The following is a 24,980-nucleotide window of genomic DNA, read 5'->3' as shown; positions in this document are numbered from 1 at the left end:
GGTCGATCCATCAGCGCATGGAGCCGACGCGGCTCAGGAGGTGGGGCGCGCTCGGGCGAGGCCGTCGGCGAGAGCGGCGAGCCACCGGTCGACCTCCACCAGATGCCGTATCGAGGATCGGGAGTCGACCTCGCCGAGCAGCGGGCGGATCCGGTCGAGTTCGTCGACGCAGTCGGTCGGGGCGGGCATCGGGCCGGCAGGCCGGCCGGTGGCGACCTGGTCGGCGAGGTCGTCGTACGCCGAGCGCAGCTCGGCCGCTGAGTTCCTCAGCAACACCGCCGCCGCGGGCCAGCCGGCGAGGCAGCCGGGTGGGTTTCGCCGCAGCAACGACTCGGCGCTGGGCATCACGTGGTGCCCGGCGTCGAGGACGGCCTCCCAGTCCACCCGCTGGCGAACCGGATCGTGCCGCTCCGAGTGGTACTGCCAGTAGGACGAGTCGACCAGGGCTGTCCGGCGGCGGACGCGGTCGAACCCACGCTCGGGCGCAGCGCCGTCGAGCACCGTACGGACGGTCTGCTCGATCGCGTTCCCGCTGGCCGCGAGGTAGCGGGCGGTGTTGCGCCGCAGGTCGCGACTCGCGCCGTGCGGCCACATCGCCAGACCCGCGAGCACGCCGATCGCCGCACCGAGCACGACGTCGACCAGGCGGGCCTCGGCGAGCCGCCACCCTTCGGGGGTGAGCTGGGCGAAGACGATCGTCAGCAGCAGGGTGAACAGCGCCTGCTGCCAGACCGGACCCAGCAGGCGGCCGACGCCGAAGGCCATCATGAGGGCGACCGGCAACGCGACGGCATAGACGATCGGGTCATTGATGACGAGCATCAGCGGAGCGCTGACGGCGGCACCGGCGATCGTGCCCAGCACAGCGGGCCGTAGCGCGCTGCGGGTGTCCGGGGCCGAGGTGCGCAGGACGGTGAGGGTGGCCAGGAGCACCCAGAACCCATGGGTCAGGTGCAGCGCCCCGGCGACGACCCGGGCGACGGCCAGCGCCACGGCCAGCCGCAGCGAGCTCTGCAGATGAGCGGAGCGGGGTGCCAGGTGGACGCGGAACTGCCACCAGTACAGCCTCCATGGGCCGTGCTGCGCGTACTCGAACAGCCCCGAGTAGGCGTTCCCGGCGGTGGGCCGCAGACCGCTGGCCACCCGGCTGCCGACGGCGAGGACCCGAATCTGGTCGGCGAGGGCCAGCGCCGTCGCGTCCCGGCACATCCGGGGTACGTCCGGCGGGTCGTGAAGGCCGTCCTGCCCAGCGGGGTACGCGACCTCGGCCCGTCTGATCGCGTCGGTCAGCGCATCGAGGTCGACCCGCGGCGCACCCGGAGACAGGCCTGCGCCGGCGGCACGAGTCGTGTCGGCGCACGAGCGCAGCAGTCGCGCCGCCGCTAGGTCCTGGCTCGGCTCCGGTGGGACCTCCGCCGCCAACCGGCCCGCCCCGGCGAGCACCTCCCGCAACGCCGCGGCGCACAGCCGTAGTGCCCGGTCCCGGGCGTCGGCCGCGGTCGGCGCCTCCGCCGGGGAGATCCGGCTCAGCGCGAGCGCGGTGACCGCGTCGGTCGCCTGCTCGCGTCGCGTGGACAGACCGACGTGCACGCCGTTCGGGTTGGTCAGCGCATCCGCCGTGTCGTCGAGGAACGCCGCGACGCCGTCCGCCGCGTGGGCGAGTCGGTGCCGGTAGGAGACCGGCACCGGGTCGGGCCAGAGGACCAGCTCGGCCACGGCGAGCAACACGATGGCGAGCGTCACCCCGGCCAGTCGTTGTGGCAGCGTGCCCGGCTGGTACGGCGGAAAGCAGGCCAGGATGTAGAAGAGCTGGAACGCGCTGGCCAGCCCGACCAGGCGCGGGTTGCCGACCCCGGCGAACGCCACGACGAACCCGATGACGAGCATCCCGCCGGCCGCCGCCGCCGTGCTTCCCGCGAGCAGCGTGCCCGCGGTGATCAGGAGCCAGCCGACCGGCAGCGCACCGAGCAGGATCCGCGACCGCTCGCGGGCCGGGCCGGGCAGCTGCGCGAACGCCCCGGCGGCGACCGTGCCGAACAGGCCGTACGTGGCGAGCACCGGGTCACCCACGCCGTAGCGGCCAGCGTAGAAGACGGTCGACGCCACGAGTGTCAGGCGGGCCGCGCGCCGCAGGACGGCGTCGCCAGGGTCCCGGCGGCGGAGCCGGCCCAGCAGGCTGGTTCCGAGCACGCCTGGTCCCCCGGGTTCGTCGCAGCACCCTCCCCGGCCCACCATTGTCCACCGGGCAACCCGACGCGCGGCGGCTTTCCGCGGCGAACCCGCGCGATCGGCGGGGTCGGGCTCCCGGTCAGGGCGCGCTGGGTGGATCGGCCTGGTAGGCCCGGTGCAGCAGTGCCAGGAAGGACGGTGCTTCCGGCATGGACACCGAGCCGATCCGGTGGACCGTCACCCCCGGTGTCCACGAGTTCATGACCGCACAACCAGCCATCGCCGGCAGATCGGCGATCGTGACCTCCTGGTCGCGCTGGGCAACGCCGAGGCGGACGAGCTGTCGGCGAACGATGCCCATCGTGGTTCCGGCCAACATCTCGGCCACGGGCCACACGACCGCGGTGCCGTCCCAGAACGCCAGATTCCAGATCGACGCCTCGCTGAGACGACCCTGGCGGTCGAGAAAGGCGGCATCGTCGAAGCCTTGTCCGATCGCCTGTCGGAGGGCGTACGTCTTCGCCACCTCGCCCACGTGCTTGATGCTGGGCAGGAATCGTTCGTACTCGACCGGTTGCAGTGTCAGCGGGCCCCGCGGACCGGACGTGGCCGCTCCGGTGCGGACCAGCACCTCGGGCTCCACGTCGGCCCCGGTCACGACGAGGTCACCGGCCGACGAGTACACCGTGGCCGTCAGCGACAGGTCCGCGGGACCGGCCCGCAGCGCCGCCCGAAGATACGACCGCACCCGCTCGTCGGGCACGGCCCGACCGAACAACTCCACCGAGGCGGCCCGCAGCCGCTCCAGATGCAGGTCGAGGCCCCGGACCGTGCCGGCACGCACCTGCATGGCGGTGAAGTGGGCGTAGCCGGCGAAGGCGAGGGGCGTCAACTCCTCGGCGGTCACCGCCTCCCCGTTGCGCTGCACGAGAGATGCCGTCATGCCGGCTGGTCGATGTCGACGGACGAGGCTGTGGCACGACGACCCCGGGCCGCCATCAGGCCGGCGATGCTGCCACCGAGCACCACCGCACGCCGCATCACCACTCTGGTCTCGGCGGGCCGTTCAGCCGTCGCAACCTCGGAGAGGAGCCGGGACGGAGAGGGAGGCATGCGGTAGCTCCTCGCGGTCGGAAACGTCGACATCCACGACCGTAGCGGCCAGCACCCCCGCCGTCAGCGGCCGACCGGTCCCCGTGCGAGCCCTACCCGGCCGACGGCTCTGCGTGAGGCCCGAGACCGTCGCGACGACGCAAGCCGCCGCGTCGGCGACGAGGTCGACCTCAAGGCCGGTGAGCGCGGGATCAACCCGGCGTATCGACCGTGCCAGCTCCAGTGTGGACATCGGATCGCCGCCGACACTGGCCGGGAAGGCGGTCAGCATCGCCTGGGCGGGTACGGCCAGGGGGTGCGTAGCGTCGACGGCGACCTGGGCCAGGATCACCGCCGTCATCGCCACGTCGAGATCGGCGGGCCCTTCGGTGGCGTTGCGCCAATCGATTCCGACTGGTCCCCGGGCACCGAGGATGACGTTGTCGGGATGCAGGTCCATGTGCAGGATCCGGGCTGCGGGTGCGCTGCCGTTCCTGGCCGGTATGGCAGGCAACCGGTGGTGCACGGCGGCGAGGAGCCTGGCAGCCTCGGTGGGGCCAGGCTCCCGTCGAGCAGCGCCCGCAACATCGTCGGTCCGTCCAGCCGCTCCATCACCAGATCCGGGCCGCTCGCCTCGTACACTCTCGGCACGGCAAAGCCCGACTTCTCGAGGTACGCCATGACCCCGGCTAACCTTCCGAGCCCTCCGCGAAGACCTGGGTCGCGACCTGGTAGCCCTCGAACGCGCGCGCCACACCGGCGTAGACCGCGACCTGGAGGAAGACCTCGGCGATCTCCTCCCTGGTGGCCCCGACGTTGAGCGCGATGCGCAGCTGGCCTCGGAGCGGTTCCAGGACGCCGAGTGTCGCCGCGATGGTCACCGACACCAGGGCCCTCGTCCTCGTGTCCAGGTGCTCGTCGCGCGGCCACACGTCGCCGAAGGCGTGCATCGTCGCGATCCGCTTGAAGTCAGCCCCGTTGACCGGCTCGCCGGGGCTGGCGCCGAGAAACCGCTCCAGGCGGAAGCCCAACATCTGCTCGGCGGTGTCCAGAGCGGCGGCGTACCGAGAGTCTGGTGCGGCAGCTGCCTCGTCGTTCGTCGTCATGACGCCAACTGTCTCAGCCGCCCCGGTCGCATGCGCGCAACCTCGCCACACTCGACACCGTCGGCGGCTGGCCCGGGACGGTGCTGATCCGCCCCGGGCCGCCACCGCAACCGCGTCTCGCGCTCGTCTGCCATATCGGCAGGCCTCAGGAGACCACGCACTTCCGTATGATTTCTGCCGTGCCTGTCGGGTTCTCCAGCATCGGAGAGTGGCCCGACTCCGGAAGAATCTCTACGGTAACTCCGGGAACGTTGCGGTAACGGGCGCAGGAGCCGTCGCTCTGACATACCTGGTCCTGCCCACCGAACATGACCAGGGTGGAGATCCCGAGGGCAGCCAGTCGTTGATCAAGGGGCTGGTCTGCGACGAACCGCTCCTTCTCGTCCTGCGAATCACGGAAACAGGCGTACGGCACGCCGTCCGCGTCATCGACCGTCTGAGTCACGTCGTCAAACGTCGATGCCAGAGAGCGGCCCGGCGCGAGAAAGCTTGCAAGGACCGGACGGTACGCGGACGTCGGCAGCATTCGGAAAATGGCCTCCCCGAGAACGGGCAGCCGAAGGAGCTTGCTGACGAAGGGACGGTTGACCAGGGTGTAGTCCGGTGCCTCGTTGATGATGACGAGTTTCGAGACCCCGAATCCCTGTTCGACCAGCGACACCGCTACGTCCGCGCCCAGGGAGTGGCCAACGAGGACGGGATCGACCACATCGAGGTCGACCAACAGGGCGCGAAGCACCCGCGCTTGGGATTGCGGAGAGTATCCGTGGCCGGGCTTGCTCGAGAAGCCATGCCCCAGCAGATCCGCCCGAATCACGCGGAATTCGTCAGAGAGCAGGGGCACGAGTTTGTCGAACCATCGCATCGATCCGAGAAATCCATGAACCAGAACTATCGGTGGGCCTTCGTCCGGTCCATCCATGCGGACATGAATCTTGAAATCTTCCACCGCCATGATGGTTCCGATAGGTTCGAACTCCGCTGCCGTTCCCGTTGCCGTGACTCTCACGGATGAACCCTTCCCGAGAAATAGAATTGTTCGCCCCTTTATCGGAGGGGCTTTCAACCAACATCCGACTGAGCGTCTGTCGCTGGGACGCCGCGCTGGTGGCGTGGACGACGACCGCGAACTATTCGCTCAGGAGTTGCTCGCGCAGGATGTCCGCGTGCCCGCAGTGCTGGGCGAGTTCGCGCACCATGTGGAGGTATACCCAGCGCAGCGGGAGGGGGCCGCGCCGGTTGCCGAGGAGCACGTCGTCCAGACCCAGCGATGACGCGGCAGTGCGCGCTGCCGCGCATGCCTCGCGGTGTCCTCGCTGCACGGTGGCGATGGTGTCGCCCTCATCGAGGATGAACGACTCGTCGGGCGTCGCGGGGATTCCGATCTCGGCGCGCGGTCGGCAGGTGACGGCTTCGTCGAACCACACCTTCTCGACGAAGGTCGCGTGCTTGACCAGGCCGAGCAGCGTGGTCCGGGAGGGCACCAACGATCGACGCGCCTGCTCCTCGGTCAGCCCGTCCAGGCAGGCATTGAGCGCACGCCGATGCTCGTCGAGAAACACCTCGAACTGAATCCTGGCCGGCTGGTCGATGACGTCTTCGGCGAGCGTCGGCGGGAGTGGGGACATCTGAACACCATCTCAGGGCCGGTCGCCCATGAGCAACACACTCCCAATCCCCGGGTCGCGCCGGCGCTCGGCCGGAGCGACCCGGGGTTGCGCGACCGCGGCGTCAGGCCGGTATGCCGGCCGTGGTGGTTGCCTCGTCGGCCGGCCGTCGGGTCGCCACCTCCTCGTCGGCGTCGTGCTCGTCCAGCATGGTCGCCTCGTCGAACGGGTCGTCCCCGCGCAGCACCTCGGCAGCCCGATCCCGGTCGAACTCCCCGGTCCAGGTCCCGACCAGAACGGTCGCCACCGCGTTGCCGGCGAAGTTCGTCAACGCCCGGGCCTCCGACATGAACCGGTCGATGCCCACGATCAGCCCGACCCCGTCGACCAGGTCCGGCCGGTGCGACTGCAGTCCACCCGCGAGCGTCGCCAGCCCGGCACCGGTGACACCCGCCGCCCCCTTCGAGGCGATGATCATGAAGAGCAGCAGCGACACCTGCTCGCCGATGGACAGCGGCTTTCCCAACGCGTCGGCGATGAACAGCGACGCCATGGTCAGGTAGATCGCCGTACCGTCGAGGTTGAACGAGTACCCCGTCGGCACCGTGATCCCGACGACCGGCTTGCTCACGCCGAAGTGCTCCATCTTCGCGATCAGCCGCGGCAGTGCCGACTCCGACGACGACGTCGACAGGATCAGCAGGAACTCCCGGCCCAGGTAGCGCAGCAGCGAGAAGATCGAGATCCGGGCCACGAACCAGAGCAGCGCGCCGAGGATCACCAGTACGAAGATCAGGCAGGTGGCGTAGAAGCCCAGCATGATCTGCGCGAGGCTCTTGAGCGCGTCCACACCGGTCGCGCCGACCACGGCGGCCATGGCCCCGAACGCGCCCAGCGGCGCCAGCCACATGATCATGGCGAGCACCTTGAAGACCACCCGTTGGAGAACGCCGATGGCACTCAGCACCGGTTCGCCGCGCCGGCCCAGGGCCTGTACGGCGAAGCCGACCAACAGCGCGACCAGCAGCGTCTGGAGCACCTCCCCCTCGGTGAGGGCGGAGACCAGTGTGGTCGGGATGATCCCGAGCAGGAACTCCGCCGTACCGCCGGCCTCACCGCCGGCTGCGGCCTTGCCCGCGCCCGCGAGGTCCTGGCCCAGGTCCAGGCCGGAGCCGGGGTGGATGAGGTTGCCGACCACCAGACCGATCGCCAGCGCGACGGTCGACATGGTCAGGAAGTAGCCCAGTGCGAGGCCGCCGACCTTGCCGACCTTCGCGGCCTGCCGGACGGAGCCGACGCCCAGCACGATGGTGCAGAAGATGACCGGGCTGATCATCATCTTGATCAGGTTGACGAAGCCGGTGCCGATCGGCTTGAGTTCCTTGCCGAAATCGGGGGCGACGAGGCCGACCACGATGCCGGCGAGCACGGCCACGATGACGGCCAGATAGAGGTAACGGGTACGGTCCCGACGGACCGACGGTGTCGGTGTGGTGGTGGATGCGGTGGTGTCCATGTCGACAATGTGAAGCGCGTCTCACCCGTTGACAGCCTTGCGGTCATTCTGTTCACCGCGCAGGTCACGAACGGCACCGGCGCGACGAGGAGGTGGTGGAGGTGACCCGACGCCAGTGGAGCATCGCGGGGCAACTGTTCGCCCTCCAGGCGGTGGTGGTGACGCTGCTCGTGCTGGCCGGCGCGGCGGGCGCCGTCTGGCTGGCCCGCAGCGACTCCCGGCAGGCCGCCCAGGAGGAGGTGCTCGCGGTGGCGCAGACCGTGGCCAACTCCCCGGACGTCCGCGCGGCCCTCACGACCGCCGACCCGGCCAGCACCCTGCAGCCGTACGCCGAGTCGACCCGGAGGGCCACGGGCACCGACTTCGTGGTGGTGATGGCCCCCGACCGGACCCGCTACTCGCACCCGACCCGGGAGCTGATCGGCCAACCGTTCGTCGGGGAGATCGGGCCCGCGCTGGCCGGGCGTCCGTTCACCGTCACCAACGTCGGCACGCTCGGCGAGTCGGTGCGCGCGGTCGTCCCGGTGTACGACGACCAGCGGCGGCTGGTCGGCCTGGTGTCGGTGGGTATCACCACCCGCGCGATCGACCGCAAACTGCTCGGCCAGTTGCCGGTGCTGCTGGGTGTCGTCGCACCGGCGCTCGCCCTCGCCGCGAGCGGCTCCTGGCTGCTCAGCCGACGGCTGCGTCGGCAGACGCACGGCCTCGGGCCGGCGCAGATGACCCGGATGTACGAGTACTACGACGCGGTCCTGCACTCGGTGCGCGAGGGCCTCGTCGTGTTGACCCGCGACCGACGGGTGGCGTTGGTCAACGACGAGGGGCGTCGGCTGCTGGGCCTCGGCCCGGACGCGGCGGTGGTCGACCAACCGGTGGCCGGGATCGACCTGCCGCCCGCGGTGGCCGAGCTGCTCGGCTCCGGACGGGACGCCCTCGACGAGCCCATCCTCGCCGGCGACCGGGTGCTGGTCGCCAACCAGCGGACCACCCGCTTCGAAGGTGCGGTGCTCGGCACCGTGCTGACGCTGCGCGACCAGACCGAGTTGCGCACCCTGGCCAGTGAACTGGACTCCGTCCGCGCCCTGACCGAGGCGTTACAGGCGCAGACCCACGAGTCGGCCAACCGGCTGCACACCGTCCTGACGCTGGTCGAGCTGGGTCGCGCCGACGAGGCCGTCCGGCTCGGCACCCGCGGCCTGGAACTGGCGCAGCAGCTGACCGACCGGGTGGTCGGCGCCGTGACCGAGCCGGCGTTGGCCGCACTGCTGCTGGGCAAGTCGGCGCAGGCCAGCGAGCGCGGCGTGGACCTGGTGATCGAGCCGGACTGCCGGCTCGACGACAGCCCCCTGCCGACCGGCGACCTGCTCACCGTCGTCGGCAACCTCGTCGACAACGCCTTGGAGGCGGTGGCCGCTACGCCCGCGCCCCGCCGGGTCCGGGTGTTCCTCGGCACCGTCGACGACGAACTGGTGGTCCGTGTCGCCGACAGCGGCCCCGGGCTGGCCCCGGACCGGGTGGCGGACGCGTTCCGGCGCGGCTGGTCCACCAAGAGCACCGGGCGGGGGCTCGGCCTCGCCCTGATCGGGCAGGTCGTCCACCGGCACGGGGGCCGGTCCGAGGTGGGTCGCTCGGCGGACGGCGGCAGCCTGTTCACCATCCGACTGCCGATCGTCGGGGCACGCCGGTGACCGACATCCGGGTGCTGGTGGTCGAGGACGAGCCGCTGCTGGCCGAGGCGCACGCCGCGTACACCGGGCGGGTTCCCGGTTTCGTGGTGGTCGGGGTGGCGCACACCGCGCGGGCGGCGATGGCGGCGTTGCGCGCCAACGACGGCGGCGACGTGGACCTCGTACTCCTCGATTTTCGGCTGCCCGACCTGCACGGCCTGGACGTCTGCCGGGCGCTGCGGGCGGCCGGCAGCAGCGTCGACGTGCTCGCCGTGACCTCGGCGCGGGACCTTGCCGTGGTGCGTACCGCGGTCTCCCTCGGGGTGACCCACTACCTGCTCAAACCGTTCACGTTCGCCGCGTTCCGGGACAAGCTGGAGCGGTACGCCGACTACCGTGCCCAGGCGCTCGCCGACGGTGAGGTCGCCGCCCAGCACGAGGTGGACCGGATGTTCGCCACCCTGCGCGGCACGGACGGGCACAGCCTGCCCAAGGGCCTCGACGCGCAGACCCTCAACCGGGTACGCGCCGCGCTGGCCGACGGGACCGGCTCCCGGGCGGGGCTGTCCGCGACCGAGGTGAGTGGGCTGACCGGCATCTCCCGGGTGACCGCCCGCCGCTACCTGGAATACCTGGTCACGATCGACCGGGTGGTCCGCAGCTCCCGCTACGGCACCCCTGGCCGGCCCGAGGTCGAGTACCGGCCGAGGTGAGCGCCGCGTAGCTCCCCGACGCCGGGAACCCGGTGGCGGGGAGAAGATCCGTTGTTAGACTCGGCGGCGTTGGGTGTCAGCGGTTGACGAGGGAGACCAGACATGGCGGGTGACGACGACATCTCCGGGTGATACCGGATGTCTCAGGCCACCGATCGGCGCGCGGGTCCGCGTAGCCGCCGTGGCCGTGCCGTCGTTTCCACCGGTCCTCGTTCCCCTTTCGGGCGGCTCCGGCGCGCCCACCGCACCCTCTTGAGGTCACTCGCATGTCTGATGCGTTCATCGTCTGCTCGAACCTGTCCTTCTCCTGGCCGGACGACACCCCGGTCTTCACGGGTCTGTCCTTCACCGTCCCGGGCGGCCGCACCGGCCTGGTCGCGCCCAACGGCGCCGGCAAGAGCACGCTGCTGCGGCTGATCGCCGGGCAGCTGCGCCCCAGCGGCGGCAGCGTCACCGTCGACGGTGTGCTCGGCTACCTACCGCAGACGCTGCCGTTGGTTGGTGACCTGACCGTGGCCGAGGTGCTGGGCGTCGCCGAGCGGATCGCGGCTCTGCACGCCATCGAAGCCGGCGACGCCGCCGAGGAGCACTTCGCCACGATCGGCGACGACTGGGGCATCGAGGAGCGCACCCGCGCCGAGCTGGACCGGCTCGGCCTGGGCGAACTGTCGCTCGACCGCCGTCTGCACACGGTCAGCGGCGGCCAGGTGATCTCCCTCGGCCTGGCCGCTCAACTGCTCCGGGGCCCCGACGTGCTGCTCCTCGACGAGCCCACCAACAACCTGGATTCCGACGCCCGGCACAAGCTCTACGACGTGCTGTCGGAATGGTCCGGCTGCCTGCTGCTGGTCAGCCACGACCGGGAACTGCTCGACCGCATGGACCGCATCGCCGAGCTGGACCGCGGCGAGATCCGCTGGTACGGCGGCAACTTCACCGCGTACACCGAGGCGGTGCAGGCGGCGCGGGAGGTGGCCGAGAGCAACATCCGCAACGCCGAGCAGGAGGTCAAGCGGGAGAAGCGGGAGATGCAGCAGGCCCGCGAACGGGCTGACCGGCGGGCCAGCAACGCCAGCCGGAACCTGGGAAACGCGGGGCTGGCGCGGATCGTGGCCGGCGGGCTCAAGCGCAGCGCACAGGAGTCGGCGGGCCGGTCACAGGAGACGCACTCCAACCGGGTCGGCCAGGCCAAGGCGCGGCTCGACGAGGCCGGTCGGGCGCTGCGCGAGGAGGACCGGATCGTCGTGGACCTGCCGGACACCACCGTCCCGGCCGGCCGCACGGTCCTCTCCGGCCAGGGGCTCCGGGTCCGCTTCGACGATCGGGAACTGTTCGCCTCCGACGGCGCCGACCTGGTGATCCGAGGGCCGGAACGGATCGCGCTCACCGGCGCGAACGGTGCCGGCAAGTCGACCCTCCTGCGTCTGATCGGCGGTGACCTCGAGCCGGCCGACGGCGAGATCCGTCGGGCCGACGGCCGGATCGCGTACCTGTCGCAGCGGCTGGACCTGCTGGACCTCGACCGGACGGTGGCGGAGAACTTCGCGGCGTACGCACCGAGCCTGCCCGATGCGAGGCGGATGAACCTGCTGGCCCGGTTCCTGTTCCGGGGTGCCCGGGTGAACCTACCGGTCGGGGTGCTCTCCGGCGGGGAGCGGCTACGTGCCACCCTCGCCTGTGTGCTGTGCGCCGAACCGGCACCGCAACTGCTGCTGCTCGACGAGCCGACCAACAACCTGGACCTGGTCAGCGTGGCGCAGTTGGAGGGCGCGCTGTCCGCGTACCAGGGCGCGTTCGTCGTGGTCAGCCACGACGAACGGTTCCTCGCCGAGATCGGCGTGCAGCGGTGGCTGCGGTTGGCCGACGGCCAACTGCGGGAGATCACGGCCCCCGAACCGGGCTGAGCCCGGCGGCGCCCGCGGCCCGGTCAGCTCACGTTGGCCGGGCCGAGGACGCTCTTCAGGTCGCCCATCAGCGCGGTGGTGGCCGCCACCCGGAACGGACCCAGCCGCAGGGTGGTGGTGCGCCCGCCGTTGAGCAGCTTGATGTGCACCTCGGTGTCGCCGGGGTGCAGCACCAGGGTCTCCTTGAGCCGTTCCACGAGCGGTGGCGTGCACCGGTGCACCGGGATGGTGAGGGTGACCGGCTTGTTGGTGGCGCTGGTGCTGACGTCCGGCATGGACATGTCCATCGCCATGATCCGCGGGGTGTCGTCGCGGCGGTCCACCCGACCCTTGACCACCACGATGGCGTCCTCGGCGATGTACTGCCCGATCACCTCGTAGGTGTTGGGGAAGAACAGCGTCTCCACACCGCCGGCCAGGTCCTCCAGGGTGGCCGAGGCCCAGGCCCGGCCCTGCTTGGTGACCCGACGCTGCACGCCGGAGAGGATGCCGGCGAGGGTGACCACCGCTCCGTCGGGCACCCCGCCCTCCTCGGCCAGCGCGGCGATGGTGGTGTCGGCCGCCGCGCCGAGGATGTGCTCCAGGCCGAACAGGGGGTGGTCGGAGACGTACAGGCCGAGCATCTCGCGCTCGAAGGCCAGCTTGTCCCGCTTGTCCCACTCGCTCTCGCCGATGGTCGGCATCACCGTCGTGCTGCCCCCGACGTCGCCGTCGCCGAACCCGGCACCGAACAGGTCGTACTGGCCGACGGCCTCCTTGCGCTTGACGTCGGCGTACGCGTCGATCGCGTCGGCGTGCACGGCGAGCAACGCCTTGCGGCTGTGCTTCATCGAGTCGAAGGCACCGGCCTTGATCAGCGATTCGACGGTCTTCTTGTTGCAGACGACCGCGTCCACCTTGGCCAGGAAGTCGTAGAAGTCGCTGTAGTCGCCCTTCTCCTTGCGGCAGCGCATGATCGAGGCGACCACGTTCGCGCCGACGTTGCGCACCGCCGCCAGCCCGAACCGGATGTCCGTGCCGACCGGGGTGAACGGCCCGGCCGAGGTGTTCACGTCCGGTGGAAGCACCTGGATGCGCATCCGGCGACACTCGGACAGATAGAGGGCCATCTTGTCCTTGTCGTCGCCGACGCTGGTCAGCAGCCCCGCCATGTATTCGGCCGGGTAGTGCGCCTTGAGGTACGCGGTCCAGTAGGACACCAGCCCGTACGCGGCGGAGTGCGCCTTGTTGAAGGCGTACCCGGCGAACGGCACCAGGACGTCCCACACCGCCTGGATCGCCCCGTCGGAGTAGCCGCGCTCGCGGCAGCCGTCCCGGAAGGGGATGAACTCCTTGTCGAGGATCTCCTTCTTCTTCTTGCCCATCGCCCGGCGCAGCAGGTCGGCCTGACCGAGCGTGTAGCCGGCGAGGATCTGCGCGGCGCGCTGCACCTGCTCCTGGTAGACGATCAGGCCGTGGGTCGGCGCCAGGATCTCCCGCAGCGGCTCCTCCAGCTCAGGGTGGATCGGCGTGATCTCCTGCAGGCCGTTCTTGCGCAGCGCGTAGTTGGTGTGCGAGTCGACGCCCATCGGGCCGGGCCGGTACAGCGCCAGGACGGCCGAGATGTCCTCGAAGTTGTCCGGCTTCATCATCCGCAGCAGCGACCGCATCGGCCCGCCGTCGAGCTGGAACACACCGAGGGTGTCACCCCGGGCCAGCAGCTCGTACGCGGCCGGATCATCCAGCGACAGCCCCAGCAGGTCGAGCTTGAGGCCGTGGTTGAGCTCGATGTTCTTGACCGCGTCGTCGATGATCGTCAGGTTGCGCAGGCCGAGGAAGTCCATCTTCAACAGCCCGAGCGACTCGCACGTCGGGTAGTCGAACTGGGTGATGATCGCCCCGTCGGCGTCCCGGCGGGTCAGCGGGATGTGCTCGATGATCGGCTCGGCGGACATGATGACGCCCGCGGCGTGCACACCGGTCTGCCGGATCAGCCCCTCGATGCCCTTGGCGGTGTCGATCACCTTGCGGACGTCCGGGTCGGAGTCGTACAGGCCGCGGATCTCGCCAGCCTCGGAGTACCGCGGGTGCTTCGCGTCGAAGATGCCGGTGAGCGGGATGTCCTTGCCCATCACGGCCGGCGGCATGGCCTTGGTGATCCGGTCGCCGACCGCGTACGGGAAGCCGAGCACCCGCGCCGAGTCCTTGATCGCGGCCTTCGCCTTGATCGTGCCGAAGGTGGCGATCTGGGCAACCTTGTCCTCACCCCACTTGTCGGTGACGTACTTGATCACCTCACCGCGCCGACGCTCGTCGAAGTCGATGTCGACATCCGGCATCGAGACCCGCTCGGGGTTGAGGAACCGCTCGAAGATCAGGCCGTGCTGGATCGGGTCCAGGTCGGTGATGCCCAACGCGTACGCGACGAGGGAGCCGGCGGCCGAACCACGACCCGGACCCACCGCGATGCCCTGGTTCTTGGCCCACTGGATGAAGTCGGCGACCACGAGGAAGTACGACGGGAAGCCCATCTGGTTGATGACGCCCAGCTCGTACTCGGCCTGGACGACGTGCCCCTCCGGGATGCCGTTCGGGTAGCGGCGGCCCAGGCCGACGAAGGTCTCCTTGCGGAACCAGGACTCCTCGGTCTCCCCCTCCGGAACCGGGAAGCGCGGCATCAGGTTGTGGAACTCGAACATCCCGGTCGGGTCGACCCGCTCGGCGACCAGCAGGGTGTTGCGGCAGCCCTCCTGCCACAACTCGGAGGAGTCGACCGCGCGCATCTGGTCGGCGCTCTTGACGAAGTAGCCGCCGCCCTCGAACCGGAACCGGTTGGGGTCGTCGATGTTGCTGCCGGTCTGCACGCAGAGCAGCACGTCATGGGCGGTGGCCTGCGCCTCGTGGGTGTAGTGCGAGTCGTTGGTGACCACCGGCGGGATGTCCAGCTTGCGGGCGATCTCGGTGAGCCCCTCGCGGACCCGGCTCTCGATGTCCAGGCCGTGGTCCATGATTTCCAGGAAGTAGTTGTCCCTACCGAAGATGTCCTGGTAGCTGGCGGCGACCTTGAGCGCCTCGTCGAACTGACCCAGCCGAAGCCGGGTCTGCACCGCCCCGGAGGGGCAGCCGGTGGTGGCCATGATGCCCTCGGCGTGCTCGGCGATCAGCTCCATGTCCATCCGGGGCCACTTGACGTAGTGCCCCTCCATGGAGGCCCGCGAGTTGAGGGTGAACAGGTTCTTCAGGCCCTGCGCGTTACGCGCCCACATGGTCTTGTGGGTGATCGCGCCGTTGCCGGAGATGTCATCGCTCTTCTGCTCCGGCCGGCCCCACTTGACCCGGGCCTTGTGATAGCGCGACTCCGGCGCCACGTACGCCTCGACGCCCAGGATCGGCGTGATCCCGGCGGCCATCGCCTGGTTGTAGAAGTCGTTCGCGCCGTGCATGTTGCCGTGGTCGGTGATCGCCACCGCCGACATGCCGAGCCGGTTGGCCTCGGCGAACAGGTCCTTGAGCCGGGCCGCCCCGTCCAGCATCGAATACTCGGTGTGCACGTGCAGATGCGCGAACGAATCGCCCATGCAGAGCGCCCCCCCGGGTCGAATCATGGGTTGGTTCAGGTCGGTCGGCCTACCCTACCGAGATTCGATCAGGGGCCGCGAGAGCCGCGCGGGCCGACCTCGCACCGGGTGTCGGACGTCTCGTCCCGCACACGCCAGCGACCCCCGCCACGGCGGGACGCGCCGCGCCGGGGGGCGCTGGTGACGCGGTCGGTCAGCGCAGGTTGGGCACCTCGTCGCGGGTCACGACGTAGGAACTGCCGTAGACCTGCTGGAAGGTCGACACCGGGTTGACGCTCGTGTCGGAGACGAAGGTGCTGTGCCAGGTGTTGAACAGCACCCACCGGGTGGCCGACGACTGGAGCTGGCCCGGGTCGGGGATCCGCCCGTTCTCGTGCAGCGCGATCGGCACGGTGCCGCCGACGATGCTGCGCGTGGAGTTGAACAGCGAGGTCAGCGGGCCGTGGTCACCGGCGTAGGTGTCCGCCCCGCCGACGTCGACGTACGCCTTGCCCGGGTAGAACGACGAGGTGGGCGAGCCGTTGAACGGGTGCAGCCAGACGAGATTGTGCAGCCCCTTCGTCTTGGTGTAGTAGTCGAACACGAAACGCCACAGCCGGACGTACTGGCTGCCGCCCTCCTTGCTCCACCAGAACCAGGTGCCGCCGGCCTCGTGGAACGGCCGCCAGATCACCGCCGCGCCGGCGGCCTGCGCCTGGGCGAGTTGGGCCGCGGCGGCGTCGAGCCGCTGGAGGAACCGCGTGTGGTCGGCGGTGCCCGGGGTGAGCGCCGCGTTGATGTTGGCGTTCATCTGCGATCCGGCGTAGCCGTCCTGGCCCTGGGCGGGCGAGCCCATGTGGTAGCCCACCATCGGGATGCCGCCGGCGTTCCACCAGGAGACGGCGCGGCTGCCGAAGGTCGGCGAGTCACCCATGTCCAGCCCCCGGATCGCCGGGTACTTCCCGGTGCGGGAGTAGATGTAGTTCATCTCGTAGTCGGGCCCGTCCACCCAGGTCGACTCCTGCTGACCCGAGAGGATGTGGTTGCCGTACTGGCTGTAGAGGTAGCAGAGCAGCCGCCGGGCCTGCGCGGTGGCCTGCGGATCCACCGGCTGGGCGGTGCAGCTACCGCCGGGCGGCGTCGGCGTCGGCGTGGGCCTGGGCGTCGGTGACGTCGGCGTCGTCGCCCCGGTGCAGGTGGTGCCGTTGAGCGCGAACGAGGCCGGAGCGGGGTTGCTGGAGTTGTTCCAGCTGCCGTTGAAGCCCAGACCGACGCTGGCGTTGGTGGCAATGGACCCGTTGTAGCCGACGTTGGTGACGCGGACCTGGGCGCCGGACTGGGTGTGGGTGCCGTTCCAGAGCTGGGTGACGGTCTGCCCGGCGGGGAAGGACCAGGTCAGGGTCCAGCCGTTGATCGCGTCGCCGAGGTTGGTGACGGTCAGGTCGGCGCCGAAGCCGCCCTGCCACTGGTTGGTCACCCGGTAGCTGACCCGGCAGCCGGCGGCGGCCTGGGCGGAGACGGCGGTGAGCAGACCGGCGGTGAGTACCGTCGCGGTGCCGGCGGCCAGGAGGGCCATCCGGCGTACGGATGATCGCATGGAATCTCCATCGGGGTGGGAGTGCCGCCGTGGCGGTGCCCGGCGGGTGAACCGGCCCACGCGGTGCCGATCGACGCCCGCCCGGTGCGCGTCGGTGGTCCCGCTGGCGTACGGCGCCCTGCTCCCGAAGCGATGCTAGGCCGACCGGACCGGGTAGCGCAATCACCGATGTGAATCGATGCAATGAGGTCGCCGCCAGCCGGGACGTGCGAGGTGCCGCCCGCGACGACCACTGCGCCCGGCAGCGCCTAGGCTCGGAGGATGGCGAGGTACTACGACGTCCATCCGGAGAACCCGCAACCCCGGGTCATCCGCCAGGTCGCCGACCTGATCCGCGGCGGCGGCCTGGTCGCCTACCCGACCGACTCGTGCTACGCGCTCGGCTGCCACCTGGGCGACCGGGACGGGCTGGACCGGATCCGCCAGATCCGCCGCCTCGACGATCGGCACCACTTCACCCTGGTCTGCCGGGACTTCGCGCAGCTCGGCCAGTTCGTCCAGGTCAGCAACTCGGTCTTCCGCCTGGTGAAGGCGTCCACCCCGGGCAGCTACACGTTCATCCTGCCGGCCACCCGCGAGGTGCCCCGCCGGATGTTGCACCCCCGCAAGCGCACCGTCGGCGTCCGCGTACCCCGGCACACCGTCACCCAGGCGCTGCTGGCAGAGCTGGGCGAGCCCCTGGTGTCGAGCACCCTGACCCTGCCCGGCGACGAGGAGCCGATGACCCAGGGGTGGGAGATCAAGGAACGGCTCGACCACCAGCTCGACGCGGTGCTCGACGCCGGCGACTGCGGCAAGGAGCCGACGACGGTGATCGACCTGTCCGGGCCGGAGCCGGAGATCCTGCGCCGGGGCGCGGGAGACCTCTCCCGCTTCGAGTGACCCCCACTCAGATCGTCGCCGGGCTGCGGGTCGGGTGGCTCCGGGCCCGGAGGATCTCGGCGACCGCGACGCCCAGCAGCACGAGGCCGGCGGCGGCGCTCACCGCCAGACCGGGCAGGTGCGCCGCCACTGGACCCAGGGCGATCGCGGCGACGACCCCGATGACGTGCGACATCGGCACGCGCTGGTAGACCTCGTGTTCCAACACCGCCCGGCCACACAGGAAGAGCCCGGCTCCGCCCAGGATGAGCGCGGTCATCGGGCCACCCGGCGGTGTTCCCGGGTGTGAGATGACCTGTTCGAATCCGGCCGCCGTGCCGACCACCCCGGCGACCATGAGCCAGTGGGCGTACGGGTTGGTCTGCACCAGCCGGCCCCGGTGTGGCGAGGACTCGATGGCGGCGTGGAGGCTGGCACCCGCTCCCCGTGCGTAGCTCCACCACAGCACCACGGCCACCAGGAACGCGGTGCCGAAGGCGCCGATCCGGTGCGTGGTGAACGGCTCGCGGCTCAGACTGACCACGCTGACCAGGATGAGCTCACCCAGGCTGAGGATGTAGATCTGCTGGTACCGCTCGGCGAGGTGCTCCGGTGCCACCTGGTACTGCGGCAGGGGTGACCGACCGGGGATCGGGAAGCGGAACCCGTACGCGGTGTAGTCCGCCGCCACCGCGCCCAGCCAGAGGGCCAGCCGCCAGTCGGCGTCGGACACCAGGCCGCCGACCACCCAGAGAGACCCCGAACAGAGGTTCCAGGCCAGGGCGCGCAGGGAGCGCTCCTGTTCCCGCCGGCCGCGCAGGGACCGGATGAGCGCCAGCTCCCGCCCCAGGAACAGCGCGACCCAGGTCCCGCCGAAGATCAGCCCGTGGTCGCCGAACGCGGTCGGCAGCGCGGCCGCCATCAGCATGAGGCCGAACGTACTGACCAGGATCAGGTACGGGATCGGCCGCCGCTGGGGGCTGTAGCTGTTGGTGATCAGCGTGGTCGTCACCCACACCGCCCACAGGGTCGACAGGGCAAGGAGCCCCTGGACGATGCCGGTCCAGGTCTGCTGAGTCGCCATCTTCTGCGACGCCATGGTCAGACCGGCGATGAAGGCCAGGTCGAAGAACAGCTCCAGCAGATCGGCGCGCTGCGAGCCGCCGGACATGCGGTCAGCGGTTCACGCGGCTCCTGCGTCACCGACTTCCCGCCATGGTCACAGCTTCACATCCGAGGCCGCGCCGCCGGCCGCGTTTAGCCGGTCCCTGACAGACACAATAGTGTCGGTCTAGACAACACTGTGTGGCACACAGTATGGTGTGACACATGGTTAGCGAGGACGTTCTACGGACGCACCTACAGGAGTTGCGTCGAGGCACCGTCGTGGTGGCCAGCCTGGTCGCGCTCCGCCGGCCGGACTACGGCTACGCACTGCTGCAGCGGCTCACCGACCACGGCTTTCCGGTGGACGCCAACACCCTCTATCCGCTGCTGCGCCGACTGGAGGACCAGGGGCTGCTGACCAGCGAGTGGAACACCGAGGAGAGCCGACCGCGCAAGTTCTACCGGACCAGCGACGAGGGCGAGTCGATGCTGAGCCGGCTCCTCAACGACCTCGCCGACGTGCAGACCTCCATCACCGGGCTGATCCAAGGAGTGGACCGATGAACACCTTGACCGACCGCTACCTCGCCGCAACCCTGCGCTCGGTGCCCACCCAGCGCCGGGAGGAGATCGCCTCCGAGCTGCGTGCCTCGATCGAGGACATGATCGAGGCACGGACCGGCGGCGGCCAGGAGACCCCGGCCGCCGAACGCGAGGTGCTCACCGAGCTGGGAGACCCCGACCTGCTGGCCGCCCGGTACGCCGACCGCCGGCTGCAGCTCCTCGGCCCGACCTACTACCTGGTCTGGCTGCGGCTACTGAAGCTGCTGCTCAGCTTCATCCCGGCGCTCGTGGGCACGATCGTCGCGGTCGTCGAAGCGGCCACCGGCAAGGGCTTCGGGGCCATCGGGACGGGCGTCGTCGTCGCCTTCCACGTGACCGTGCAGATCTCCTTCTGGCTGACCCTGGTCTTCGTCCTCATCGAACGCTCCCACTCCCAGCTGCCCGACTGGACCGTCGAGCAACTGCCGGACGTTCCCGCGCACCGTCACGTCTCCCTCGTCGACACCATCGCGTCGGTGGCCATGCTGGCGCTGCTCATCGGCTACCTCCCCTTTCAGCACTACCAGTCGTGGGTGCACACCACGGAGGGCGACAACATCCCGATCCTCGACCCGGCACTGTGGTCGTTCTGGCTGCCGGCGCTGATCGCGGTACTGCTGGGCAACGTGGTGTTCGAGGTGGTCAAGTACCGGACCGGGCGGTGGACCTGGACGCTGTTCGGTGTGAAGGCGCTGCTCAACCTGGCGTTCACGGTGCCGCTGGTGTCGTTGGCGCTCTCCGACAGCCTGCTCAACCCGGCCCTGGCACAGCGACTGAGCTGGCTGGCGGACGCGGACAACCGCAACACCCTCGGGCTCGTCGTCGCGGTGGGTTCGGTCGTGGTGGCGGTCTGGGAGCTGATCGACACCGCCGGCAAGACCCGACGTCGCACGATCTGACCAGCACCCGACGAGGCGGCCCGGCGCGTACCCCGCGTCGGGCCTCCGCCCGTCGGAGCCTAGGGCCACCGCGGATCGCCCCGCCTGCCGCCGTGGCACCTTTCCCAGATGACCGTGGAACAGCGGGACGGATGACGACGGAAAGCGCACGTCAGGGAGACGACACGCAGTGCCAGTTGTCGAAGTCCCGGGTGGCCGACCAGGCGCCCCGCGCCGCCCGGATGCTCCAGCCGGGATCCAGCGCGGTCCGGTGATCGACATCCAGCCGCGCCAACTCCATGTCGCTGAACTGGAACAGCCCCCAGCGCCGCGAGCCGTCCGCGCGGATCTCCACCCGGTAAGGGTCCAGCCCCGACAGGCACCCCGCCAGCCGAGTCGCCCCGGCCGGATCCTCCGGAAAGGCCAGTCGCAGCTGCTTGCGGATCCGGTCCTCCGGCCAGGTGGTCACCACCGGCTCGCCCGACAACCCGTGGAGGACGTCGGCGTCCACGGCGCCGCTGGCCGGTAGGCCGCCCAACGCCTGGAAGGCCATCACCCGGCTGGCGGTGTCCGGCCCGAACCAGCCGTCCACCGGCACGTACAACCCGCCGGCCGCGAGTCGTTCCTGCAGGCTCAGCACACACGGGCCGTACATGCCCTGCCGCAGGACGAGCGGGCATCCGTCGGCTGACGGACCGTCCGGTGTGCTCTGCGTGCCGGAATCGCCCGCCAGCAGCGCGCCGGACGCCCCGACCGACAGCCCGACGAGCAGCGCGAGTGCTCCGAGCCGAAGCCGCCGACGGACCGCTCGGGTCGCCCGACGCACCCGGGGCGGTGGCCGCTCCCGCGTAACGGGGCCGTCGGCGGGGTGCGAGTCATCAGGGGTGTGCGGGTCGTCGGCGGGGTGCGGGCCGTCATCGGTCACCTCGTCGGTGGGCGCCGCCGGGCCGTGCCGGCGCTCCTGCTCGGTGGCGCGCGCCTCGATGTCGCGCCGCATCCCCACCCACTGCCCGATCTCCTCCGGCGGCGTACCGCAGGCGGCCAGCAGCGCCACGACGGTCCGCTCGCGGGGCAGGGTGGTCCGGCCCAGCATCGTGGCGAGGGTGCTCGGCGGCAGCCAGTGCCCGGCGGCCGAGGCCCGCCGGGTGACCTCCCGATAGGTCAGGCCGGAACACCGCCGTACAACCCGGAGCTGCGCCACGTACTCCCCCGCCGTGGCGGCCTGCGGCACCTGATCCCGGACAGCGCCATCCATCGAATCTCCCCGTGTCGTCGATGTGGCCGAGCCTGTCCGGTGCCCGCCGACACCACACCGGTCAGTGACGCGGCCAGTGGAAAACGACGCTAGACAAGCACGTCGGTGCGGACAATGCCCAGGCCCCGCCCCCGGGCGTGTCCGGGCAGCTCAACGGGCCTTGTCCGGGTTCTGTCCGACCATGTCGGACAGACGGCGCGGGCCCGGCTTGCCCCACGGCCATGCGGGTCTGGACAATCGGGCGATGCACACGGGGGAGCTACGACCGGACGACGCGAACGATCCGATCGAGTTCGTCGATCTGTTGCGTCAGCTCAAGAAACGGTCCCGGCTCACCTACCGGCAACTGGAGCAGCGTGCGGCCTCAGCCGGCGACGTGCTGGCCCGCAGCACCGCCGCCGACGTCCTCGGCCGGGCCACCCTGCCGCGACCCGAGGTGCTGGCCGCGTTCGTCCGCGCCTGCGGCGCCGAGGATCAGGTGGAGGTGTGGCTGCGGGCACGACATCGACTCGCGGCCGGGTCGTTCGCCCCGACGTCGCCCGCGCCGGACCACCCGCCAGCCGGCGTCGGCGCGCCGGCCACGGCCCCGGAGCCGCTGCCCCCGGCCGGGACCCGCCCTCGTTGGTTTCCGCGACCCGGACCGCTGGCGCTGCTCGTCGTCGGCGTTCTGCTGGGCGCACTCGGCGCGGGTGCCTGGTTTCTGCGACCGGACGGCGAGCGCCGACCGTCGGCAGAGCGCGCCTCAGCGGAGGGCAGCCGCTCGACCACGCCGAGAGGCGACTCCAGCCCGTCGACCGCGCCGAGCGGCGGCCGGAGCCAGATCCGCCCCGTCCGTGCCCCGCAGCTCTGTCTCACCGAGGGGCGCGACCGCACCGGCCGGTACGAGAGCGAGGTGGCGGTCCAGCGCCCCTGCGCCCAGGCCACACCACCGGACACCTACCTCGAGCCGGTGCCCGGCGGTCTGTACCTCATCAAGTGGAACCATCCCGCGCACGGACCGGGCTGTCTCACCATCCGCAGGGACGAGCCCGGCCGGCACCTGCTCGAGCCGTGGACGAATTGCCTCGTTCCCGGGTCGCTTCAACTGTTCCGCTTCGAGCCGACCGGCTCGGCGCCCACCACCTACCGCATCCGCCCGGCCAACACCGAGCTGTGCGTCGGCCTCCGCGACGATGACACCGAGGTGTTGGCCGAGGCGCTGGCCGAGCCGTGCACCGACACAGCGGATCAGGTGTTCCTGGTCGACGCGCTGCCCGACGACTGACGGCCGACCCGGTCCCGGTCGGCGTCGGTCCTCAGCGAGCGGTCGGCACCACATCCCAGCCGGCCGGCAACCGCGGCACCGGCCAGGCCGGGTCGGGCCGCCAGGAGGCCCACGCCGGGTCCCACCAGCGCTCCCCCGCGTCCAGCAGGGCGGCGATCCGGTCACCCTCGCCACGGATCGCGTCCGCCATGCCCGGGTAGCGCCCCTCGACGAGGCGCTGCGCGAACATCTCCACGTCCTTCCAGACGTACCGGTCGGCGTCCGCGCCCCACCACAGGTCCAGCTCGTGGTCCAGGGTGTCCACCCCCACCGGGGTACGCCGTAGCGGGTCCTGGAGGTTGAAGTACCAGCCGGCGAAGTCGCGCTCCGGGCCGGTCCAGAACACGTCCACCGAGTGCGCCTCGCCGGGGCGTTGCAGCATCAGCTTGCCGTGCCCCGACCAGACGCGGTGCCCGGCCGTCTGCCACGGGTGCCGCCCACTTGGGAAGGTGCCGGCCTCGGGGAAGCCGAACTCGGCCCCCGGCGGAAGGTAGAGCGCCAGCAGGTCGGGCGAGTCCTCGACGCAGATCGTCGGGCAGCCGAACCAGACCTCGTCACGCAGAACCTCACGCCGGACGACCACGTCACCCGACGCGAACCGGTGTTCTACTCCCACGGCCCCGACACCCCCTCGCTTGCCGCCGGGCAGCCTACCGGCTCGCGGATGCCACCTCGGGCAGGCAACGAGGCCCTACCGGCTATTCGCCTGATCGTGCGAGCGCCAGAAACGCCGACCACGCTGCCGGGGTGAAGGTGAGCGCCGGCCCCTCGGCGTCCTTGCTGTCCCGGACGGCCACGACGTCGACGATGTTGTCGGCAACCTCGACGCAGTTGCCTGAATCGCTGCTCCTGGTGCTCTTGCGCCAGGCCGCGCCGCTCAGATCGAACATGGTGCCTCCCTGCGGCCTCACGGGCTATTCGGCTGATGTCGCGAGCGTCACGAAGGCCGACCAGGCAGCCGGCGTGAAGGTGAGTACCGGCCCCTCGACGTCCTTGCTGTCCCGGACGCCCACGACCCCGGAAAGATTGTCGGCAACCTCTACGCAGTTGCCTTCATTGCCACTACGCGTGCTCTTGCGCCAGAGGGCACCAGTCACGTCACTCATCGTAGGTCTCCTTGATCACCGTGCTCACCAGATCCTCCGACGCACGCTCGGTCAGGGCAAGATCCCAGAGCGCTTGCCAGACCTCAGAGTACGTCTGTACCTCACTCGGACGGTCCAGGTAGAGGCTGCCCGTCAGAGACTCGCTGTAGACCGTGCTGGGCTCTGCCGGCCGCGTGCCGACCGCCGGAAAATCAAGCAACACAAAGGCTCCGGCAACGGACGCTCGGTGCGGCCCGATCCCCAGTGGCAGGACACGAACGGAGACGTTCGGAGCCTGCGCAGCGTTCACCAGATGAGCAAGCTGGGCCCGCCAGCCCTCGATGTCACCACTGGGCCTTCGGACCACCGCTTCATCGATCACGACGTCAAGGCGCGGGGCCACCGGGCTGCGCCTCACCAGCAGCTTCTGCCGCTCCATCCGCAGAGCGACCTTCTGCGCCACTTCGTCCGCGGTGCGACCGGGCTTGGTTTCGAACACCGCCGCCATGTACTCGGGGGTCTGGAGCAGCCCAGGGATCAGGGTCGGTTCATATTGGCGTACACGAGAGGCTGCGGCCTCCAGTCCCACGTACAACTCGAACCAGCCGGGGATCACGTCACCGTAGGCGTGCCACCAGCCGCGGGATTTGCTCTCCTTGGCGAGGCTGCACAACACCTCCGTCAACTCGGCCGACGTGCCGTAGTGCTGGCACATCAACACCACATCATGTGTACGTAGCGAGGTCTGGCCACTTTCCAGCCGATACATCTTGGCTCGGGACCATTCAAGATCCTTGGCGGCAGCCTCCAAGTTGATCCCTGCTTCCTCGCGTGCCTGCCGCAGCAGTCGTCCGAGTTGCCGCCTTGGGACGGACGAACCACCTTCACTCACCCGACCTCCCAGTCTCGCTCCGCGCGTTCGTCTGTCTCATTTGGAACAGCCTGCACGGCCAGATGACACAGCGTCAATCTCTCAGCGCC

General features: G+C 70.4%; 22 protein-coding genes. 7 read left to right on the top strand and 15 right to left on the bottom strand.

Annotated features, from left to right (window positions below; genetic code table 11):
- Positions 1–33: 33 nt before the first annotated feature.
- The 7 genes from ACLJN9_RS25740 to ACLJN9_RS25710 form a co-directional block, all read right to left on the bottom strand.
- Positions 34–2,190, bottom strand: a complete 2,157-nt coding sequence (locus ACLJN9_RS25740) for an FUSC family protein (RefSeq protein ID WP_410814172.1) — start codon at positions 2,188–2,190, stop codon at positions 34–36.
- Positions 2,191–2,308: 118 nt separating this feature from the next.
- On the bottom strand, positions 2,309–3,112 hold the full coding sequence (locus ACLJN9_RS25735; protein WP_410814170.1) for an aminotransferase class IV family protein: 804 nt from the start codon (positions 3,110–3,112) through the stop codon (positions 2,309–2,311).
- Between the two features lie 123 nt (positions 3,113–3,235).
- Complete coding sequence (locus ACLJN9_RS25730) at positions 3,236–3,787, bottom strand: phosphotransferase (protein WP_410814169.1); 552 nt, start codon at positions 3,785–3,787, stop codon at positions 3,236–3,238.
- 163 nt (positions 3,788–3,950) lie between these two features.
- Positions 3,951–4,367, bottom strand: coding sequence for a carboxymuconolactone decarboxylase family protein (locus tag ACLJN9_RS25725; RefSeq protein ID WP_410814168.1), 417 nt, complete (start codon positions 4,365–4,367; stop codon positions 3,951–3,953).
- Positions 4,368–4,512: 145 nt separating this feature from the next.
- On the bottom strand, positions 4,513–5,376 hold the full coding sequence (locus ACLJN9_RS25720) for an alpha/beta fold hydrolase (RefSeq protein ID WP_410814166.1): 864 nt from the start codon (positions 5,374–5,376) through the stop codon (positions 4,513–4,515).
- Positions 5,377–5,497: 121 nt separating this feature from the next.
- Positions 5,498–5,929 carry a DinB family protein gene (locus tag ACLJN9_RS25715; RefSeq protein WP_410814165.1) on the bottom strand — a complete coding sequence of 144 codons (432 nt, stop codon included), beginning with the start codon at positions 5,927–5,929 and terminating at the stop codon, positions 5,498–5,500.
- A gap of 169 nt (positions 5,930–6,098) precedes the next feature.
- A complete protein-coding gene (locus ACLJN9_RS25710; protein WP_410814164.1) occupies positions 6,099–7,490 on the bottom strand; it encodes a cation:dicarboxylate symporter family transporter in 1,392 nt (463 codons plus the stop codon).
- A gap of 101 nt (positions 7,491–7,591) precedes the next feature.
- Between ACLJN9_RS25710 and ACLJN9_RS25705 the strand changes: the two genes are divergently transcribed.
- From ACLJN9_RS25705 to abc-f, 3 genes are all read left to right on the top strand, one after another.
- A complete protein-coding gene (locus ACLJN9_RS25705; protein ID WP_410814163.1) occupies positions 7,592–9,178 on the top strand; it encodes an ATP-binding protein in 1,587 nt (528 codons plus the stop codon).
- Positions 9,175–9,870, top strand: coding sequence for a response regulator (locus tag ACLJN9_RS25700; protein ID WP_410814162.1), 696 nt, complete (start codon positions 9,175–9,177; stop codon positions 9,868–9,870). The genes ACLJN9_RS25705 and ACLJN9_RS25700 overlap by 4 nt, the downstream gene beginning before the upstream one ends.
- Positions 9,871–10,136: 266 nt before the next feature.
- A complete protein-coding gene (gene abc-f / locus ACLJN9_RS25695) occupies positions 10,137–11,774 on the top strand; it encodes a ribosomal protection-like ABC-F family protein (protein WP_410814161.1) in 1,638 nt (545 codons plus the stop codon).
- Positions 11,775–11,797: 23 nt separating this feature from the next.
- Here the strand turns inward: abc-f and dnaE are convergent, their stop codons facing one another.
- Positions 11,798–15,331 carry a DNA polymerase III subunit alpha gene (gene dnaE / locus ACLJN9_RS25690; protein ID WP_410814160.1) on the bottom strand — a complete coding sequence of 1,178 codons (3,534 nt, stop codon included), beginning with the start codon at positions 15,329–15,331 and terminating at the stop codon, positions 11,798–11,800.
- A gap of 193 nt (positions 15,332–15,524) precedes the next feature.
- The gene (locus ACLJN9_RS25685; protein ID WP_410814159.1) at positions 15,525–16,907 is read right to left on the bottom strand and encodes a glycosyl hydrolase; all 1,383 of its coding nucleotides are present in this window, start codon (positions 16,905–16,907) and stop codon (positions 15,525–15,527) included.
- A 261-nt stretch (positions 16,908–17,168) separates the two neighbouring features.
- On the opposite strand from ACLJN9_RS25685, the gene ACLJN9_RS25680 reads away from it, so the two are divergent.
- Positions 17,169–17,789: an L-threonylcarbamoyladenylate synthase gene (locus tag ACLJN9_RS25680; protein WP_410814158.1), complete on the top strand. Its 621-nt coding sequence runs from the start codon at positions 17,169–17,171 to the stop codon at positions 17,787–17,789.
- A gap of 7 nt (positions 17,790–17,796) precedes the next feature.
- Here ACLJN9_RS25680 and ACLJN9_RS25675 read toward each other — a convergent pair whose 3' ends face one another.
- Complete coding sequence (locus ACLJN9_RS25675; protein ID WP_410814157.1) at positions 17,797–18,939, bottom strand: low temperature requirement protein A; 1,143 nt, start codon at positions 18,937–18,939, stop codon at positions 17,797–17,799.
- 158 nt (positions 18,940–19,097) lie between these two features.
- Here ACLJN9_RS25675 and ACLJN9_RS25670 point away from each other — a divergent pair, with 158 nt between their 5' ends.
- Positions 19,098–19,439, top strand: coding sequence for a PadR family transcriptional regulator (locus ACLJN9_RS25670; RefSeq protein ID WP_410814156.1), 342 nt, complete (start codon positions 19,098–19,100; stop codon positions 19,437–19,439).
- Positions 19,436–20,377: a permease prefix domain 1-containing protein gene (locus ACLJN9_RS25665; protein ID WP_410814155.1), complete on the top strand. Its 942-nt coding sequence runs from the start codon at positions 19,436–19,438 to the stop codon at positions 20,375–20,377. Before ACLJN9_RS25670 ends, ACLJN9_RS25665 begins: the two co-directional genes overlap by 4 nt.
- 151 nt (positions 20,378–20,528) lie before the next feature.
- On the opposite strand, the gene ACLJN9_RS25660 is transcribed toward ACLJN9_RS25665, so the two are convergent.
- Positions 20,529–21,611, bottom strand: a complete 1,083-nt coding sequence (locus tag ACLJN9_RS25660) for a peptidoglycan-binding protein (protein WP_410814154.1) — start codon at positions 21,609–21,611, stop codon at positions 20,529–20,531.
- A gap of 244 nt (positions 21,612–21,855) precedes the next feature.
- Between ACLJN9_RS25660 and ACLJN9_RS25655 the strand changes: the two genes are divergently transcribed.
- Positions 21,856–22,875: a helix-turn-helix domain-containing protein gene (locus tag ACLJN9_RS25655; RefSeq protein WP_410814153.1), complete on the top strand. Its 1,020-nt coding sequence runs from the start codon at positions 21,856–21,858 to the stop codon at positions 22,873–22,875.
- Between the two features lie 31 nt (positions 22,876–22,906).
- Here ACLJN9_RS25655 and ACLJN9_RS25650 read toward each other — a convergent pair whose 3' ends face one another.
- The 4 genes from ACLJN9_RS25650 to ACLJN9_RS25635 form a co-directional block, all read right to left on the bottom strand.
- Positions 22,907–23,530, bottom strand: a complete 624-nt coding sequence (locus ACLJN9_RS25650; protein ID WP_410814152.1) for a DUF402 domain-containing protein — start codon at positions 23,528–23,530, stop codon at positions 22,907–22,909.
- Between the two features lie 82 nt (positions 23,531–23,612).
- The gene (locus ACLJN9_RS25645) at positions 23,613–23,804 is read right to left on the bottom strand and encodes a DUF397 domain-containing protein (protein ID WP_410814151.1); all 192 of its coding nucleotides are present in this window, start codon (positions 23,802–23,804) and stop codon (positions 23,613–23,615) included.
- 24 nt (positions 23,805–23,828) lie between these two features.
- A complete protein-coding gene (locus ACLJN9_RS25640) occupies positions 23,829–24,020 on the bottom strand; it encodes a DUF397 domain-containing protein (protein ID WP_410814149.1) in 192 nt (63 codons plus the stop codon).
- Positions 24,013–24,891 (bottom strand): helix-turn-helix domain-containing protein, encoded by an 879-nt coding sequence (locus ACLJN9_RS25635; RefSeq protein ID WP_410814147.1) that lies wholly within the window; start codon positions 24,889–24,891, stop codon positions 24,013–24,015. The genes ACLJN9_RS25640 and ACLJN9_RS25635 overlap by 8 nt, the downstream gene beginning before the upstream one ends.
- Positions 24,892–24,980 lie beyond the last annotated feature (89 nt).

The sequence above is a fragment of the Micromonospora sp. 067-2 genome (assembly GCF_046549295.1).
Classification (GTDB): domain Bacteria; phylum Actinomycetota; class Actinomycetes; order Mycobacteriales; family Micromonosporaceae; genus Micromonospora.
Note: the sequence above shows the minus strand (reverse complement) of the source record. Positions and strands in the feature narration are given on the sequence as shown.